Origin of the sequence: Streptomyces sp. NPDC047886 (genome assembly GCF_043204435.1) — a bacterium.
Classification (GTDB): domain Bacteria; phylum Actinomycetota; class Actinomycetes; order Streptomycetales; family Streptomycetaceae; genus Streptomyces.
On the sequence record NZ_JBIDCF010000007.1, the window covers coordinates 1 to 17,573 of the forward strand.

The window sequence follows — 17,573 nt, forward strand, 5'->3', positions numbered from 1 at the left end:
GGGTGCTCGCCGGTGACCGCGCGCAGGACCTCGCCGTAGACGCTGTAGTTCGTCTCCGCCGTGTACCAGTCGAGACCGGACGTCGAGATCGGCAGACCGTCCTCGTTGTACCGGGTGACGATCTTCTCACCGCTCAGGGTGCCGGCGGCGGGCAGGGAGGCGGACTTCAGCAGGCCGCCCTTGCTGTACTCGTAGGCGTAGGAGTAGTTCTCCTGAAGCCCGTACGCCGAGGCGATCGACGCCGGGAGCGTCAGCTTCTTGCCCGTCGGCTGGTAGTCAGGCGTGTAGCCGGTCACCGCCAGGGTGTACGGCAGGCCGTCGGTGTACCGCGTCTCCGTCGCCGGCAGACCCAGACCGCCGATCACGGTGTCGTACGTCGCGGCGGTGAGCACGTCACCGGTCGCCGACCCGACCCGCTGTTCGGTCTGGCGGGACAGCTTGTCGTAGCCGTTCCAGACCGTCACTCCCCGTGCGGTCTTGAAGGTGACGGGCCGGTCGAGTGTGTCGTACGTCGTGAACGTGGTTCCCGCGTCGGGGTCGGTGGCGGAGAGCTGCCGGCCTCGGACGTCGTACGTCCAGGACCAGGTGTTGCCCTTGGAGTCGACCGCCTTGCTCTTGTCGCCCCGGGCGTTGAACTCGTAGGTGACCGAACGGGCCGTCGTCCGGGCCGTGTTGGTGAAGGTGTCGACGCGGACATTGCGGCCGTTCGCGTCGGTCCAACTGCGCTGTGCGGCTGCGCCGGTGGGCGGGATGACGGTGGAGTGGTCGAAGCCGTACTCGTACTTCGTGGCCTTCTCGGGCTTCTCCGTACCGGCCTCGTACGGGGTCTCGGCAAGGATGCGGCCGGCACCGTCGTACTTGTAGAACGTGGCGTTGGGGACGTTGAAGTCCGAGGCCAGCTCGTACATCACCGTCTGCGGGTCACCCGCCGCGTAGTACGCGTTGTTCGTCCGGGAGATCGTGCCGTTGGCGCTGTAGATGGTGTCGGTGATCAGCCGGCCCTTGCCTACCGCGGGCATCTGGCGCTGGCGCTCACGACCGAGACCGTCGTAGAAGACGACCGACGTGTCGTAGTTGCCACGGTCGTCCAGCGTCTCGGTGACGACGGAGACCGGTTCGCCGGGGGTGGTGTTGTACGTGATCTTGACCGAGGGGTCCTCGGTCGTCGCCTGCGACGTCTTCCAGCCCCTGATCGTGCGGCCGAGGGCGTCGTAGGCGAAGGAGGTGCTGCGTCCGTTGGCGTCGACATCCTTGATCGACGTGCCGCGACCGGGCTCGACGTAGGTGGTCTCGCTGTGGTTCAGCGGATTCTTCGTGGTGATCGAGTACACCTGACCCGTGGCCGGGGTGTACGTCGTGGTGCTGGTGTTGCCCAGTGCGTCCGTGGTGGACGTGGGACGGCCATAGGAGTCGTAACCGACGGTGCCACTCTGGACCCACGCACCACCATTGGCGCCGATGTCCCAGGTGGCGGTGGCGAGACCCACAGTGGGAGCCGCCCCGTAGGCGCCGTTGTCATAGGCGACCCGCGAGCCGCCCATCCAGTCGGCCGCCGTGGCGGTCGCCGCTGCCGCACACGTACCGACCGTGGTCAGCGTCTCCTTCGACAGACCGATCAGGTGCTTGGCGGTGTTGTGGACATACGACATCACCGAGCAGGACTCGTCGCCGGTCTTGCCGGTGTCGCCCAGCGTCTCCACCTTGACCGGGAGGCCGTAGGTGTCCTCGTAGGTCGTGGCCGTCCTCGTCGTACGCCAGGTGCGCGTGTCACCGGGAAGGGTGCCGGAGGCGCGGGTGACGGAGATGTTGTGGCTCTCCTGGACCCGGTGGGCCTTCAGCGCGGGTATGCCGCCGTCGCGGGCACGGCTCGCGAGTTCCACGGCGACCGGGTAGTCCACGGAACGGGTCAGCAGGTTGCCGCCCACACCGTCATACGTCAGCGTCTCCGCGACGCGCCCCTGGAACGGCAGCTTGTCGACGGCGATCGTCGCGCCCGCGCTGTCGGTGACCGTCACCGACCGCTTCGTGCCGTCGGGCAGCGGGTCGCCGTCCATGCCCCGGAAGTACCGGGTCTCACTCATCGACCGCTTCGTACCACGGTAGGTGTCGGCCGAGTCGGCGCCACTGATCGTGCGCACGAGCGCGTAGCCGCGCCACTGGTCGTACGTCCGGGTCTTCTTCTTCGAGAACTCCGCCTGGTTCAGCGCCCAGGCGCCGCCGATGGTCTCGTCGTACTGGTAGCTGGTCGTGGTCTCGGCGACACCGGAGACGCCCGGGAGTTCCTGGACGTTGGTGACGACGTACTTGTGGAACCAGTCGATCGTCTCGTCGGCCTTGTCCGGGTCCGGGTGCCAGTACGCCGGGAAGCAGCGTCCCTTGTTGTCCTTGGGAGCGGGGAATCCGGTGCCGGTGGCGCAGGGGCCGGTGGGCTTGGAGTAGGTGACGACGGTCTCGCCGCCGTACTCGTTGACGATCCGGTGGATGCGCAGCCGGTCGAAGGTGGGGTTGGGGTCGCTGGCGCCCTTCTTCACCCGGTTGTGCATCGGCAAGGTGTTCGCGACGAACGTCACCGGCCGCAGCGCGATCGCCTCGCCGTTCGGCGCGTAGCCGGTCCGGGTGATCGACTCCAGCCACAGCGCGGTGCCCTCATCGGTACGCTCGGCCGGCAGCGACTGCTGCAGCGTCCACGTGTCCAGCTTCGACAGCGCCGTCGAACCCTCGGTGCGCTGCGCGAACGTGGTCACCTGGGCGAGGCGCTTGCGCGACCAGAACGTCGGGACCGGGACGAAGCACTCCTTGCCCGTCGCGCCCGAGCAGTACAGGTCGGCGGGCGTGTCGTACCAGATCCGGTTCTTCGCGAAGTCACCCGACGCGAAGTTCGTGTCCGTACACGCGATGCCGTCCTCGACATAGCACCGCTCATCGATCGAGAACGCCACCCGCGCCACCGGGGCACCGGTGTACAGGGCGCTGGAGCGCAGGCCGTAGTCGATGCGGTTGAGGTAGCCGCCCCGGTCGTACTTCACCGGAGCCTTGAACTTCAGGTTCTGCGCGTAGTAGTTGGCCTCCTTGGACCACCACAGCGTCATCGCGCCACCGGAGGTGTCCACGACGTAGTCGAGGTTCCACCGCCACGCCTGCTTGCAGAACGAGCTCGCGAAGGAGGTGTTGTAGCACGGCTCACCCGACTGGTTACCGGAGACCGGGACCGTCAGCACGGAGTTGGTGACCGGGTCGGGGTCGACCTTGTCGGTCGTGGCGGGGTTGTCGGAACGCCATCCGGGCAGCTTGTGCCTGCCGAAGTAGTACTGCGTACCGTCGCGCGTGGTGACCCGCCAGTACTCGCCGTCCTCGTCGCCGTTGCCCAGCGACGTGTCCTTGAGGAGTTCGACCTTCGAGCCGTCACCGTTGGCCGTGATCCAGGCGCCGGACGTGTCGTCCTTCACCAGCTCCGTCGTCGTACCGCCGAGGGTGAGGATCGCGTTGTCGGAGCCCCAGCACAGGTCAGCGGTCTTGCGATCGGCGTTGTTGCCGTTGGTCCGGTCATCCCGGCAGGCCCGGTACGTACGCGAGATCGAACCCGCGTTGTACTCCCAGCCCTCACCGATCCACGACGCCTGGTTGTTCGTCGCCGACGTCCGGCCATCCGCGCTCTGCGAGCTGTAACCGAACCCCAGAGACGGCGACGGACCACCCGGCACCGTCGGCGCCTGCATCGCGTACGTGTACGAGAAACCACCCGCCGACGTACCCGCCGACCACGAACCCGCCGACGGCAGCGGCGTCGCCGAGAAGTCACCCTTCGCGCCACTGCCCGAGGACGTGGCCACGAAGACGGACGAACCGGAGGCCGCGGCAGCAGCCGTCAGCACCGACGGGGCAACAGCCTTGCCGCCCTCCCGGTACACGGCGTCGTTGACCGTGCCGTCACCGTCGGCGGAGGCGGGGGTGGTGCCACCGGCGGCCGGGTCGGTCAGCGTGGCGACATCCACCGTCGCCTCGATCCGACGCGTACCGTCCAGCACACCGTCACCCGGCTGGTCACCCGCCTTCGGCGTCACGACATTCGTCGTGTCCACCTCCGTCGGCTCCTGACACCCCTCCACCTGTGGAGTCGTCAGGAAACACTGCGGATACTGCACGAGCTGAAGACGGTCCGCCCAGTTCGCGCCGTACAACTCCGCGAACTGCGTGTAATCCAGAGCCACCACCGCCGTGCCCGTCGCCGAAGCCGGCGGCGTCACGGTGAACACCATGCCCTCGATCTCGGTGTCGACCAGCTCCGACTGATCCGCCAGCGAAACCTGCCAGTCACCCTCAAGCGCCCGAGCCTGCTCCGCCGTCGCCGACACCGGAGCACCCACCGCCACCGGCAGCGTCCCCACCGGCACCGTCTGACCAGCCGACAGACCCGTCACCGTCTCCGTCGCCGCCGCACCCGCCGGCGCCACCGTCTTCGTCGGCTCGTACTCGACCGCCGGAGGCACCTCCGCCGTCGTCATCTCCGCCAGCAGGCCACCGTCCTGACCCGACGCCACATCCGACTTCGGCAGGTCGACCAGATCGACACCAGCACGGTCATCATCCGCCGGCGGCAACGCGTACGCGGCCGGCAACAACCCGACCGTCAACGCCAACGCCACCGGCGCCACCACAGCAAAGCGCAGACGAGCACGTCTGCGCCTCACAGCCCTCGTGCCGGGCGGCAACCCACCCCGGCCACTCCAAGAAACGGATCTGAACACGACGGCGGCAGCCCCCCACGAACGATTCGGATCGACCGCCGGACAGAGGTGTCCGACGATCACACAATCAACGTGGCGAATGCTCAGTCACAAGATCACAAGTCGTCAAATCACGATTACATAAAGCATCGGCAGCGTGTCGCTTATGGACGAATCGACCGTTACGACGCGAAGACTTCACAGGGAATCGATGCCCTTCACCCTTAATGGGCGGTTCACTCCCGCTTTAGCTGGGCGTCCGATATGACCGACGAAGATGATCACAGGATGACTACACCAGTGGAGGATCTGCGCACCAGCGGTCATGATCTGATTCGCGCTGCTCAGGATCGGTCTACCCGGTCTGAGCGGCCAGCAGAAACAACGTCACGGTATGCCCAGGCCGGACGGGTCGCGGGCACGACTGTTGCGGTCGAGCGGCGAAACGACCGCGTGGGCTTCCGTCCAGGGAGGGAAAGCCAGACAGTGAATCGCCGTAATTCGATCCGGGGAATATCCCGGCGCACTGTCGCGGGGGTGGCCGGTCTGGTCGCTGCCGCGTTGGGTGTGACGTTGTTGACCCCGATGTGGGGCGAGCCGGACGGTGCCGCCGAGCCCGGCCCGGCGAAGGTGGCCGGTCCCCTGGACGAGAACGCCGCGCAGAAGAAGGCCCGCGCCACCGGCAAGCGCGTCGAGGTCACCGCGCTGCGCAACGAGACCTCCACCACCTACGCCCTGCCCGACGGCAGCTTCCAACTCACCGCCCACGGCGCCCCCATACGCGCCAAGGTCGGCGACACCTGGAAGCCCATCGACACCACCCTGACCCGCACCGGCGACGGCTGGGCACCCAGGGCCGCCGCCGACCCCGTCGTCTTCCACACCGGCAACCAGAACAAGGACCGGGCCTCACGGGCCGTGTACCGGAGTGTCCTCAACCAGCTCCCCGCCGACGGCACCAACACCTCGTTCACCGACCTGGTGACCTTCACCTCCGGCGGCCACCAGCTCACCGTCGGCTGGCACGGCACCCTGCCCGAACCCGTCATCGACGGCGCCAGCGCCCTCTACAAGGACGTCTTCCCCCGCGTCGACCTCCTGCTGACCGCCCGCGACAGCGGCTTCAGCCACGTCCTGGTCGTCCACGACGCCACCGCCGCCGCCAACCCGGCCCTGAAGAACATCGCCTACCGGCTCACCTCGCCCGACCTCACCTTCCACCACAACCCCGTCACCGACGTCGTCTCCGCCAAGGACTCCAAGGGCAACGAGATCGCCGTCTCCCCCACCCCCTACATGTGGGACTCCGCCGGCAAGATGCCCACCGCCGGCAACGGCAGCGTCTTCACCCTGCCCGGCCTGGCCGGACCGCAGATCGGCACCCACACCGCCATCGGCGACGCCGACCTCACCGGCGGCGGCACCAGCACCGCCACCATGACCATCACCCCCGACACCGACTGGCTCACCGGCCCCGACCTCACCTGGCCCGCCTTCGTCGACCCCTCCATCACCGGCAAGACCAAGAACTGGACCACCGTGTACGCCAAGTACCCGTCGTCCAGCTTCTACGACGGCGCCAACTACAACTCCGGCACCACCGAGGCCCGCGTCGGCTACGAGTCCACCACCGGCGGCCTGTCCCGCTCCTACTTCCGCCTCGGCTGGACCACCGCCTTCAAGGGCGCCACCGTCACCTCCGCCTCCATCCGGCTCCTGGAGACCTACGCCTGGTCCTGCTCCGCACGCGAGATGCAGATCCACCACACCGGCGGCATCTCCTCCGCCACCACCTGGAACAACCAGCCCGCCAAGAAGTCCGAGATCGGCCGCAAGTCCTTCGCCCACGGCTACAGCAGCTCCTGCCCCGACGCCTACGTCACCTACGACGCCAAGAGCATCGCGCAGAGCGCCGCCACCGGCGGCTGGACCGAGTTCACCATCGGCCTGTTCGCCACCACCGAGACCTCCTCCTACTCCTGGAAGAAGTTCAAGGCCGAAGGCGAATCCGCGCCGAAGATCACCATCAGCTACAACCGGCCGCCCAACGTTCCCACCGGCCTCACCATGACGCCCGGCCCGGACTGCGACACCAACGGTGGTGACGGCTACGCCTCCGTCGGCAAGAGCGACCTCACGTTCGCGGCCGCCGCCTCCGACGCCGATGGAAACCTGGCGAATCTGGACTTCGAGGTCTGGCAGTCCGGCAGCACGACGAAGCTCGCCGACAGCATCCGGCCGGTCGATTCGACCGGCAAGGCCAGTGTGGCCGTGTCCAGCGCCAAGTTCATCGACGGCAAGACCTACTTCTGGCAGGTCCGGGCCATCGACACCTCGGGCGCCGCATCGGACTACGCGCCCGTCGGTACGGCCGTCTGCGGCTTCAGATACGACGCGTCCGCGCCGAACAGCCCCGAGGTCAACTGCACACCGACCGCTCCGGCCGCGTTCCCGCCCGCCGGGCCTCACGGTGAGGTGTGGAGCACCGTGGAGTTCGGCACAGCCGGCCTCATCGAGTTCTGCCCGAACGGCACCACGGACATCAAGGAGTACAAGTACAGCTTCGACACGTCGTTCTCGAAGACGGCCCTGCCCAACCCGAATCGGGAGAACCGCTCCTACCCGGCGGTCACTCCGCCGCACGCCGGGCCGAGCGTGCTGTACGTCCGTACCGTGGACACCGCCGGCCAGGTCTCCTCGCCCACCAAGTACCTCTTCAACGTCAAGCCCCGGGCCAGCGCGGACACCGCGGGTGATGTCACGGGTGACGGCGTTCCGGACGTGTACACGATCGACCCGGCGGGCAACCTGCTTCTGTACGCGAAGACCAGGGGAACGGACCGTCTGCACTTCCCCATGCGGGCCGCGTACGCGGAGGACGCCGACGGCAGGTCCGGCCCCGTCGCCGCCGGCTACTGGACCGGGGCCCTCATCACGCACAACGGTGACTGGCTGCCGGGTGACGGTATCCAGGACCTGGTGGCACGGATGCCCGACGGCAAGCTGTACCTGTACCGGGGCGACGGTTACGGCGGTTTCGACGTCGGCAAGCGCCACGAGATGCTGCTGCCGCCCAATTCACCTGCGCCGAGCACCTTCCGCCAGATCATGTCCGTGTCGGACATCAGCGGTGACGGCCGTCCCGACCTGCTGGCGCTGGCCGGCGGCACCCTGTGGTCGTTCACGGGATACACAGGCGCGAGCTTCAGCGCGGTCAAGCAGCTCAGCGGTGACGACTGGGCGCCGCGCACGCTGGTGCAGGCGGACAGCATCGCGGGTGGCGCCGCCCTCGACCTGGTGTACCGCACGGACACGACCGGGCGGGTCTTCCTCCGCAAGGGTCTGAAGAACGCGAACGGCATCGGTACGGATCCGGCGTCGTTCGCCACGCAGGCGGCGTCGGAGGGAGGCATCGACGTGGTGTACGGCTCATCGGGCTGGTCATCGACCGCGCTGCCGATCGTGATCGGCACACCCGACGTCACCGGTGACTCGGTGCCCGACGTCTGGGTCGTACGGGCGGACGGCAATGCCTCCGTTTACCCGGGCAACAGCACGGGCGCCCTGAGCACGACCACGATGTTCAACGTCATCAGCAGCACCGTGGGAACAAGCTGGACGGGACACACCGCGCTCGGCTGACCATCCGACTCGGACCGCCCAGACCGCCCACCCTCCGCAATCACGCGCGGAGGGTGGGCGGGCGCGCTCGTGGGGACGTACGGGTGGGCGCGGCGAGCATCTGCGGGGGCCCGCCCTGGCGCGGCACGCGTTCGCCCGCCTCAGCGCACGCGGTCGCCCGCCTCAGCGCACGCGGTCGCCCGCCTCAGCACACGCGGTCGCCCGCCTGCCAGACCGCTGTGACCAGGGGGACGCCCGGGCGGTAGGCGAGGTGGACGTGGGACGGGGCGTCGAGGAGGGCGAGGTCGGCGCGGGCGCCGGGGGTGAGGCGGCCGATGTCGGTGCGGCGGAGGGCCGCCGCGCCGCCCGCCGTGGCGGACCAGACGGCCTCGTCGGGGGTCATGCCCATGTCCCGTACCGCGAGGGCGACGCAGAACGGGACGGACGAGGTGAAGGACGAGCCGGGGTTGCAGTCCGTGGACAGCGCGACCGTCACGCCCGCGTCCAGCAGGCGGCGGGCGTCCGGCCAGGTCGCGCGGGTGGAGAACTCGGCGCCCGGGAGGAGGGTGGCGACCGTCGACGAGTTCGCCAGGGCGTCCACGTCGGCGTCCGTGAGGTGCGTGCAGTGGTCGGCGCTGGCCGCGCCCAGCTCCACCGCGAGTCGCACGCCGGGGCCGTACGTCAGCTGGTTGGCGTGGACGCGGGGGTGCAGGCCGCGCGCCTTGCCGGCGGTGAGGATCGCGCGGGCCTGGTCGCCGTCGAAGGCGCCCTTCTCGCAGAACACGTCGATCCAGCGGGCGTGCGGCGCGCACGCCTCCAGCATCTCCCCCGTGACCAGGGCGACGTACGCGGCCGGGTCGTCGGCGTACTCCGGGGCGACGATGTGCGCGCCGAGGTACGTCACTTCGCCGGTGTGACGGGACGCGATGCGCAGCGCCCTGGCCTCGTCCTCGACCGTCAGGCCGTAGCCCGACTTCGTCTCGAAGGTGGTCGTGCCCTGCCGGAGGGCTTCGGCCAGGTAGCGGGTGAGGTTGGCCTCCAGCCAGGCGTCGGTCGCGGCGCGGGTCGCGGCGACCGTGGTGCGGATGCCACCGGCCTCGTACGCCCGGCCCGACATGCGGGCGTTGAACTCGGCGGTGCGGTCGCCCGCGAAGACGAGGTGCGAGTGGGAGTCGACGAAGCCGGGGATGACGGCCCTGCCCGCGGCGTCGACGTGATTGTCAGTGGCGGGTGCTTTGCTTGATTCACCGACCCAGACGACGCGGTCGCCGTCGATGACGAGCGCCGCGTCCTGGATCAGTCCGAGGGGGGATCCGTCACCGAGGGAGGGGTCGTTGGTGACCAGGCTGGCGATGTTCGTGATCACTGTGGCGGGGGCCGCGACGGCGCTGTTCGTCGTGTCGGGGCCGGCGGTCGCCGGGGGCCTGTTCGTGGGCTCGTTGCCGCTGTTCATGGTGCGGGGTGTCTCCTTCAGTCGTGCAGCAGCGCGGCGATCGAGTCCGTCAGGGCTCGGGCGACGTCCGGGACCCGGGTGTGGACCCCGTCCCGTACGACATGGCGGCCACCGACGACCGTATGACGGACATCTGCCGCGGACCCGGCGAATACCGCTGTCTCAGCTGCCAGACGCGGTGGCGGCCCCGCTGTCCTGACGGAGTCCAGGGCCACGGTCGTGAAGTCGGCCAGGGCGCCGGGCTCCAGACGGCCCGCGTCGGGCCAGGCCAGCGCGGCATGGCCGTCGGCGGTGGCGGCGCGCAGCAGGTCGGCGGCCGTCCAGTTGCCCCGGGTGCGGGTGCGCAGCCGCTCGTCCAGCTCCATCGCCCGCGCCTCCTCCAGCAGGTCGATCACGGCATGGCTGTCGGAGCCGAGCGACAGCGGCGAGCCGGCCCGCTGGAGGGCGACGGCCGGGCCGATGCCGTCGGCGAGGTCGCGTTCCGTGGTCGGGCACATGCAGACTCCGGTGCCGGAGCCGCCGAGCAGCGCGATGTCCTCGTCGGTGAGGTGGGTGGCGTGGACGGCGGTCGTGCGGGGGCCGAGCGCGCCGTGGTCGGCGAGGAGCCGGGTGGGGGTGCGGCCGTGGACGTCGAGGCAGGCCGCGTTCTCGGCGGGCTGCTCGGAGAGGTGGACGTGCAGGGGCGCCTGGTGGTCCCGTGCCCATGTCGCGACGGTGTCGAGCTGGTCGGCGGGGACGGCGCGTACGGAGTGGATGGCCGCCCCGATCCGTACGGTCCCGGCCCGTGCGGTGTCGCCGTCCTTGAGCCGTGTCACGCGCGCGGCCCAGGCGTCGGCGGTGCCGTCGGAGAAGCGCCGCTGGTGGGCGGTGGGCGGTTCGCCGAACCCGGACGACAGATAGGCGGTGTCGAGGAGGGTGATCCGGATGCCCGCCTCGACGGCCGCCGCGATCAGGGCCTCGCCCATGGCGTTGGGGTCGGTGTAGGGGGTGCCGTCCGGAGTGTGGTGCAGGTAGTGGAACTCGCCGACGGAGGTGATGCCCGCGAGCGCCATCTCGGCGTACACGGCCCGCGCGAGGGCGTGGTACGTATCGGGGGTGAGGCGGGACGCGGTCTGGTACATGGTCTCGCGCCAGGTCCAGAACGTGCCGCGGTCGGCCTGGACGCGGCCGCGCAGGGCCCGGTGGAAGGCGTGGCTGTGGGCGTTGGCCAGGCCGGGGATCGTCAGGCCGCGCAGGGCCGTCGCGCCGGGGGGCGGGGCGGCCAGGCCGGTGCGGACGGCGGTGACGCGGTCGCCCGTGACCTCCAGGGCCGCGCCCGGCTCGACCCGGTCGCCGAGCCAGGCGTGTTCCAGCCAGTACGTCGCCGTCAGCGGCATGCCAGGCCCTCCAGTACGTCGGCCAGTGCCCGCACCCCGGCCACGCAGTCGTCCTCGGCCGCGAACTCGTCCGGGGAGTGCGAGACACCCGTGGGGTTCCGTACGAACAGCATGGCGGTGGGGATGCTGGCGGACAGGATCCCGGCGTCGTGTCCCGCGCCGGTGCCCAGTACGGGCACCGTCAGGTCGCTGTCCGCGCCGATGATGCGGGCGAGTTCGTCGCGCAGGGCGTGGTCGAACTCGACGACGGGGGTGAAGGACTCGCGGACCACGTCGAGGTCGACGCCGTGCGCGGCGGCGTACTCGCGGGCGGCCCGCTCGACGCCCCGCACCACGGTGTCCAGGGTGTCCTGGTCGGCGGCGCGGGAGTCCAGCCAGCCGCGTACGAGGGAGGGAATGGCGTTGACGCCGTTGGGTTCGACCGCGATCTTGCCGAAGGTGGCGACGGCGCCCGCGAGTTCCGCCTCGCGGCGGGCGGCGATGACGGTCTCGGCGTACGACAGCATCGGGTCGCGGCGGTCGGCCAGCCGGGTCGTGCCCGCGTGGTTGGCCTCGCCCCGGAAGTCGTACCGCCAGCGGCCGTGCGGCCAGATGGCGGAGGCGATACCGACGGGATCGCCCGACAGGTCGAGGGCGCGGCCCTGCTCGACGTGGAGTTCCACGAACGCGCCGATGCGGGCGAGCCGCTCCGGGTCGGGGCCGATGGCGTCCGGGTCGTATCCGGCGGCCTCCATGGCCTGGGGCAGGGTGATCCCGTCGCCGTCGCGCAGCTCGTACGCGGCCTCCCGGGTCAGCCGCCCGGCGGTGAGCCGGGAGCCGACGCAGGCCAGCCCGAACCGGGCGCCTTCCTCGTCGCCGAAGTTGACGACGGCGACGGGCTTGGTGAACTCCGCCCCCCTGTGGCGGAGTTCGTCGAGGGCGGCGAAGGAGGACACGACGCCGAGGGGGCCGTCGAAGGCGCCGCCGTCCGGGACGGAGTCCAGGTGGGAGCCGGTGACGACGGCGTCCCCCGCGGCCGGGTCGCCGAGCCAGGCCCACTGGTTGCCGTTGCGGTCGGTCTCGTAGGCGAGGCCGCGCGACTCGGCCTGCTCCTGGAACCAGGTGCGGCAGTCGGCGTCGGCGCCGGTCCAGGCGTGGCGGCGGTAGCCCGTGGACCGGGTGTCCCGCCCGATGGGGGCGAGCTGGGCCCACATCTCGTGGAACGAGGCGCCTGCCGCGGGCGGGCCGCCGCCCGGGGTCGCCGCCGTTCCACGGGCGGCCGCGCGCCGGTGGTCGCGCTGGGCGTCCCGCTCGGCGGGACGGTCGCCCACGGCGGGGTTCACGACTCCTCCCGCATCGGGACGCGGACGCCGCGCTCGTCGGCCACCGACTGGGCGGTGTCGTAGCCCGCGTCGACGTGGCGGATCACGCCCATGCCCGGGTCGTTGGTGAGGACGCGGCGGATCTTCTCGCCGGCGAGCGGTGTGCCGTCGGCGACCGTGACCTGGCCCGCGTGGATGGAGCGGCCCATGCCGACGCCGCCGCCGTGGTGGAGGGACACCCAGGACGCGCCGGACGCGACGTTGACCATGGCGTTGAGCAGTGGCCAGTCGGCGATGGCGTCGGAGCCGTCGAGCATGGCCTCGGTCTCGCGGTACGGGGAGGCGACGGAGCCGCAGTCGAGGTGGTCGCGGCCGATGGCCAGGGGGGCCGCGAGTTCGCCGCTCGCCACCATGTCGTTGAAGCGCTCGCCGGCGCGGTCGCGTTCGCCGTAGCCGAGCCAGCAGATCCTGGCGGGCAGGCCCTGGAAGTGGACGCGCTCGCCGGCCATCTTGATCCAGCGGTGCAGGGACTCGTTCTCGGGGAACAGGTCGAGGATCGCCTTGTCCGTCTTGTGGATGTCGGACGCCTCGCCGGACAGGGCCGCCCAGCGGAACGGGCCCTTGCCCTCGCAGAACAGGGGGCGGATGTAGGCGGGTACGAAGCCGGGGAAGGCGAAGGCCCGGTCGTAGCCGGCGAGCTGGGCCTCGCCGCGGATGGAGTTGCCGTAGTCGAAGACCTCGGCGCCCGCGTCCATGAAGCCGACCATGGCCTCGACGTGCCTGGCCATGGACTCGCGGGCCCGGGTGGTGAACCCGGCAGGGTCCTTGGCGGCGGCGTCCGCCATGTCGTCGAAGGCGACGCCGAGCGGCAGGTACGACAGCGGGTCGTGGGCGCTGGTCTGGTCGGTGACGATGTCGATGGGCGCGCCCATCGCGAGGAGCTGGGGGACGAGTTCGGCGGCGTTGCCGAGGACGCCGATGGACAGCGGGCGGCGGGCGTCGCGGGCCTCGACGGCGAGCTGGAGCGCGTGGTCGAGGGAGTCGGCCCTGACGTCCAGGTAGCGGTGTTCGATGCGGCGGTCGATGGCGCGCGGGTCGCAGTCGACGCAGATCGCGACGCCGTCGTTCATGGTGACGGCGAGCGGCTGGGCGCCGCCCATGCCGCCGAGCCCGGCGGTCAGGGTGATGGTGCCGGCCAGGGTGCCGTCGAACTTCTTCGCGGCGACGGCGGCGAACGTCTCGTAGGTGCCCTGGAGGATGCCCTGGGTGCCGATGTAGATCCAGGACCCGGCGGTCATCTGGCCGTACATGGTGAGGCCGAGCTGTTCCAGGCGGCGGAACTCCTCCCAGTTCGCCCAGTCGCCGACGAGGTTGGAGTTGGCGATCAGGACGCGGGGGGCCCATTCGTGGGTCCGCATGACGCCGACCGGGCGGCCGGACTGGACGAGCATGGTCTCGTCCTGCTTGAGGGTGCGCAGGGTGCGGACCATGGCGTCGAAGGAGCGCCAGTCGCGGGCGGCCTTGCCGGTGCCGCCGTAGACGACGAGCTTGTCGGGGTGCTCGGCGACCTCGGGGTCGAGGTTGTTCTGGAGCATGCGCAGAGCGGCTTCCTGCTGCCATCCCAGGGCGCTGAGTTCCGTACCGCGCGGGGCCCGTACGGGTCGGGGTCCTGACATGGGGGTGCCTCCTCGAAGCCGGTCCACGGTGGTGAGCCGGCCGGGTCGCGCCCGGCCGGCATGTCTACGAGCTATTCACATCCTGACCGTCTGAATAGATGTAGTCAACAGCTGCGCGGCCCGACACTCGGTGCTTGGCTGGGGGCCATGGCTTCAGACGCTGCGGAACGTCGCGACCAGGCCCCCGTTTCGGCTCCGGCCACCGGCCCCGATGCGGCCGCCCCCCACGATCCCGCCGTACCGGACGGGGCCGGGGACCATGCCGTACGGGCCACCCCCCACGATCCCGCCGTACCGGACGAGGCGCGGGACCATGCGGTACGGGCCGGGGCGCGCGACCGGGCCGTGCGCGGCGCGGTCGAGCACGCGCTGCTCTCCGACGCGCGGCCCGTCGTCGCCCTCCTCGACATCGCCGGCATCCGCGCGTCCGCCGCCGCCCTGCACGCCGCCTTCGCGGCCGTGACCGACGCCCCCGTCCTGCACGCCTTCGCCGTCAAGGCCTGCCCGCTGGTCCCCGTGCTGCGCCTGCTGTACGAGGCGGGCCTGGGCGCCGAGGTCGCCAGCCCGGGCGAGCTGGCCCTCGCCCGCGCCGCGGGCGTCCCCCCTGACCGCACCGTCCTGGACTCCCCGGCCAAGACGCCCGCCGAACTCCGCGAGGCGCTCGCCCTGGGCATCGCCGTCAACGCCGACAACCCGCAGGAGCTCGACCGGCTGGACGCCCTCGTCGCCGCCGCGCCCACCGCCTCACCGCTCGGGCTCCGGGTCAACGCCCAGGTCGGCGGCGGAACCATCGACGCCCTGTCGACCGCGACCAGCACCTCCAAGTTCGGTGTCCCGCTGCGCGACGAGGGCGCCCGCGACCGGATCGTGCGCGCCTGCGTCGCCCGGCCGTGGCTGACCCGGCTGCACACCCACTCGGGCTCGCAGGGCATACCGCTCGACCTGATGGCGGCCGGGGTGCGGGCGGTGTACGGACTCGCCGAGGAGATCAACGCGGCGGCCGGGCGGCGGCAGATCGACACGATCGACATCGGCGGCGGGCTCCCGGTGAACTTCGCGTCCGACGAGGAGACGCCCACGTACGCCGCGTACGCGCGGCTGCTCGCCGCCGGGGTGCCGGGGCTGTTCGACGGGCGGTACGGCCTGGTGACCGAGTTCGGCCGGTCGCTGCTGGCCAAGCACGGCACCGTCGTGGCCCGCGTCGAGTACACGAAGACGTCGGGTGCGCGGCCCATCGCCGTCACCCACGCGGGTGTGCAGGTCGCCACGCGGACCGTGTACGACCCGGCGTCCTGGCCGCTGCGGATCGCCGCGTACGACGCGGAGGGGCGGCCGAGGACGGGGCCGGCCGTCGACCAGGACGTGGCGGGGCCCGCCTGCTTCGCCGGCGACCTGCTGGCGGTCCGGCGTCCGCTGCCGCGGCTCGCGCCGGGCGACCTCGTGGCGGCGCTGGACACCGGCGCGTACTACTTCGCGCACCACTACGCGTACAACTCGCTGACCAGGCCCGGGGTGTACGGGTTCCTCGCGCCGCCCGACGGCCCGGTCCGCTTCACGACCGTGCGGCCGCCGCAGACGGTGGCGGAGATCGTCGCCGAATCGGGCGGAGACCACCGGGACGCGCTGCTGCTGGAGTGACGCGAGACAGCGGGCGTCAGGGGCACGGTGGACGTGAGGGGCATGGCGGACGTGAGGGGCGCGGCGGACGTGAGGGGCATGGCGGACGCGAGGGGCATGGCGGACGCGAGGGGCGCGGCGGGCGTGGCCGGCGGAGCCTACCGGTTCCGGGCATGTTCCAACGGAAAATGCCCGAACTCCTGCCCATGGCGGCGACGTTGCGTAACCTCTCCCTCACTGACGCGACCGCACCAGGGAGGGAGCCGCGTGCCCGGAATCGACGAGTGCCTGCTGGAAGCCATGGCCCTGCCGGGCGCGCGCGGAGCGGCCCTCGTCGACTGGACCAGCGGGCTCGCGCTCGGCACGGCGGGTGAATCGCCGGTCGGCGACCACGAGACGACGGCCGCGGAGACCGCCGAACTGGCGCGGGCGGCGGCGGAGTACGAGTCGTTCGCCCCGCCGGTCGACGCGTCCGCACCGCCGAGCGCATCGGCCGCACCGCCAGGCAACGCGTCCGCCCCGTCGAGCGCATCGGCCGCACCGCCGAGCGTCGCGTTCGCGCCACCGGGCGAACCGGGCGTGCCACCGGACACGTCGTTCGCGCCGCCGGGTGAGCCGTTCGCCCTGCCGGGCGGTGCGGACGCCGGGGCGCGGCCCGCCGCCGGTGCCACCGGGCCGGGTGAGCCGCCCGTCGAGGACGTCATCGTGACCACCCGCGACAGCTACCACGTCCTGCGGTTCGTGGAGACCACGTTCGACTCCAGCGTCTTCCTCCACCTCTGGCTCGACCGTACGACCGGCAACCTCGCCCTGGCCCGGCTGCGGCTGCGGGACCTGGCGCGGCGGCTGGTCCTGGGATGAGCACCGTCGTCTCACCGATGCTGCGGCGGCTCGCCGTCGAGCGGGCGACCGGCGCGCTGTTACGGGACCACGGCACGCTCTACCTGGTCGACGGCCGGGTGGTGCACGCCGAAAGCCCCGTGTCCCCGGGCGTCGACGTCCTGCTCACCGCCGGGGGCAGGCTGCCCCGCCGGGGCGTGGACGGCGGTCGGGCCGGCTCGGAGCCGGGCGGCGGCGAACTGGAGATCTGCCGCCTGGCCGCCCTGTACGACGCGGCGTTCTTCGCCCTCGCCCCCGGCCGGGGCCCCGCCCGCTTCCGCTACGGCGACGCCTACGACACCGACTGGATCGGCGCCCCGTGGCCCGGCACCGTACACCCCGTCTCCGCGACCTCCGTGGAACGCGAGACGCTCCGCCGTCGGCGGCTCCTCGACCGCGTGTGGCCGTACCCGGCCGTCGACACCGCGCCGGTGGTCGCCCGCCCGGCCGCTCCCGGACAGCGCGTCACCCCCCGGCGGCGCGCCCTCCTGGCCCACGCCGACGGTGTCCGCACCCCGGTCGGGCTCGCCCGCGTGCTGGGCCGCCCGGCGTTCCACACCGTCCTGGAGGTCCGCCGCCTCGCCGCGGCCGGGCTCGTGGAGACACCGCCCGCGGACACGGCGCCGCCGCCACGGCCCCGGGTCCCGGCCCAGGCGGGCCCCCGGGACCCGCTCGACGCCCCGGCCCCGCGCCCGTCGGCCCCGGGGACCCAGCACCCGGCGGTCCAGGGCGCCCCGCACCCGGCCGGGTCACGGATCCCGGCCGGGTCGCCGGCCCCCGACCGGTCACCTCTCCCGGACCGGGCGGGAGCACCGTTCCCCGACCGGGCGGGGCCGCCGGTCCCGCCCTGGATCGCGGACTACGCGCCCGAACCCGACATCGCCCTGCTCCGCCGGCTCCGTGACGCTCTGGAGGCTCACCTGTGA

General features: G+C 71.6%; 8 protein-coding genes and 1 pseudogene. 4 read left to right on the forward strand and 5 right to left on the reverse strand.

Going from position 1 to position 17,573, the window contains the following annotated elements; all coding sequences use genetic code 11:
• Positions 1-4,643, reverse strand: a pseudogene (locus tag ACGF5U_RS22880) (sugar-binding protein); the annotation flags it as partial.
• A 648-nt stretch (positions 4,644-5,291) separates the two neighbouring features.
• On the opposite strand from ACGF5U_RS22880, the gene ACGF5U_RS22885 reads away from it, so the two are divergent.
• Positions 5,292-8,366 (forward strand): DNRLRE domain-containing protein, encoded by a 3,075-nt coding sequence (locus ACGF5U_RS22885; protein WP_392715001.1) that lies wholly within the window; start codon positions 5,292-5,294, stop codon positions 8,364-8,366.
• Between the two features lie 184 nt (positions 8,367-8,550).
• Here the strand turns inward: ACGF5U_RS22885 and hutI are convergent, their stop codons facing one another.
• The 4 genes from hutI to hutU all read right to left on the reverse strand — a co-directional run bounded on the left by hutI (position 8,551) and on the right by hutU (position 14,151).
• Positions 8,551-9,798: an imidazolonepropionase gene (gene hutI, locus ACGF5U_RS22890; protein WP_392715002.1), complete on the reverse strand. Its 1,248-nt coding sequence runs from the start codon at positions 9,796-9,798 to the stop codon at positions 8,551-8,553.
• A 17-nt stretch (positions 9,799-9,815) separates the two neighbouring features.
• Entirely contained in the window at positions 9,816-11,174 is a 1,359-nt protein-coding gene (locus tag ACGF5U_RS22895) for a formimidoylglutamate deiminase (RefSeq protein WP_392715003.1), read from the reverse strand.
• Positions 11,165-12,367: an allantoate amidohydrolase gene (locus tag ACGF5U_RS22900; RefSeq protein WP_392715237.1), complete on the reverse strand. Its 1,203-nt coding sequence runs from the start codon at positions 12,365-12,367 to the stop codon at positions 11,165-11,167. The genes ACGF5U_RS22895 and ACGF5U_RS22900 overlap by 10 nt, the downstream gene beginning before the upstream one ends.
• A gap of 125 nt (positions 12,368-12,492) precedes the next feature.
• A complete protein-coding gene (gene hutU / locus ACGF5U_RS22905) occupies positions 12,493-14,151 on the reverse strand; it encodes a urocanate hydratase (RefSeq protein ID WP_392715004.1) in 1,659 nt (552 codons plus the stop codon).
• 147 nt (positions 14,152-14,298) lie between these two features.
• Between hutU and ACGF5U_RS22910 the strand changes: the two genes are divergently transcribed.
• From ACGF5U_RS22910 to ACGF5U_RS22920, 3 genes are all read left to right on the forward strand, one after another.
• Positions 14,299-15,789, forward strand: a complete 1,491-nt coding sequence (locus ACGF5U_RS22910; RefSeq protein ID WP_392715005.1) for a diaminopimelate decarboxylase — start codon at positions 14,299-14,301, stop codon at positions 15,787-15,789.
• Positions 15,790-16,035: 246 nt separating this feature from the next.
• On the forward strand, positions 16,036-16,629 hold the full coding sequence (locus ACGF5U_RS22915) for a hypothetical protein (RefSeq protein ID WP_392715006.1): 594 nt from the start codon (positions 16,036-16,038) through the stop codon (positions 16,627-16,629).
• Positions 16,626-17,573: a transcriptional regulator gene (locus ACGF5U_RS22920; protein ID WP_392715007.1), complete on the forward strand. Its 948-nt coding sequence runs from the start codon at positions 16,626-16,628 to the stop codon at positions 17,571-17,573. The genes ACGF5U_RS22915 and ACGF5U_RS22920 overlap by 4 nt, the downstream gene beginning before the upstream one ends.

Bases quoted from the DNA above. Each gene is read 5' to 3' on its own strand.
- hutI (WP_392715002.1), bottom strand. From the start codon at position 9,798: ATGAACAGCGGCAACGAGCCCACGAACAGGCCCCCGGCGACCGCCGGC.
- ACGF5U_RS22910 (WP_392715005.1), top strand. From the start codon at position 14,299: ATGGCTTCAGACGCTGCGGAACGTCGCGACCAGGCCCCCGTTTCGGCT.
- ACGF5U_RS22920 (WP_392715007.1), top strand. From the start codon at position 16,626: ATGAGCACCGTCGTCTCACCGATGCTGCGGCGGCTCGCCGTCGAGCGG.
- hutU (WP_392715004.1), bottom strand. From the start codon at position 14,151: ATGTCAGGACCCCGACCCGTACGGGCCCCGCGCGGTACGGAACTCAGC.
- ACGF5U_RS22900 (WP_392715237.1), bottom strand. From the start codon at position 12,367: ATGTGGGCCCAGCTCGCCCCCATCGGGCGGGACACCCGGTCCACGGGC.
- ACGF5U_RS22895 (WP_392715003.1), bottom strand. From the start codon at position 11,174: ATGCCGCTGACGGCGACGTACTGGCTGGAACACGCCTGGCTCGGCGAC.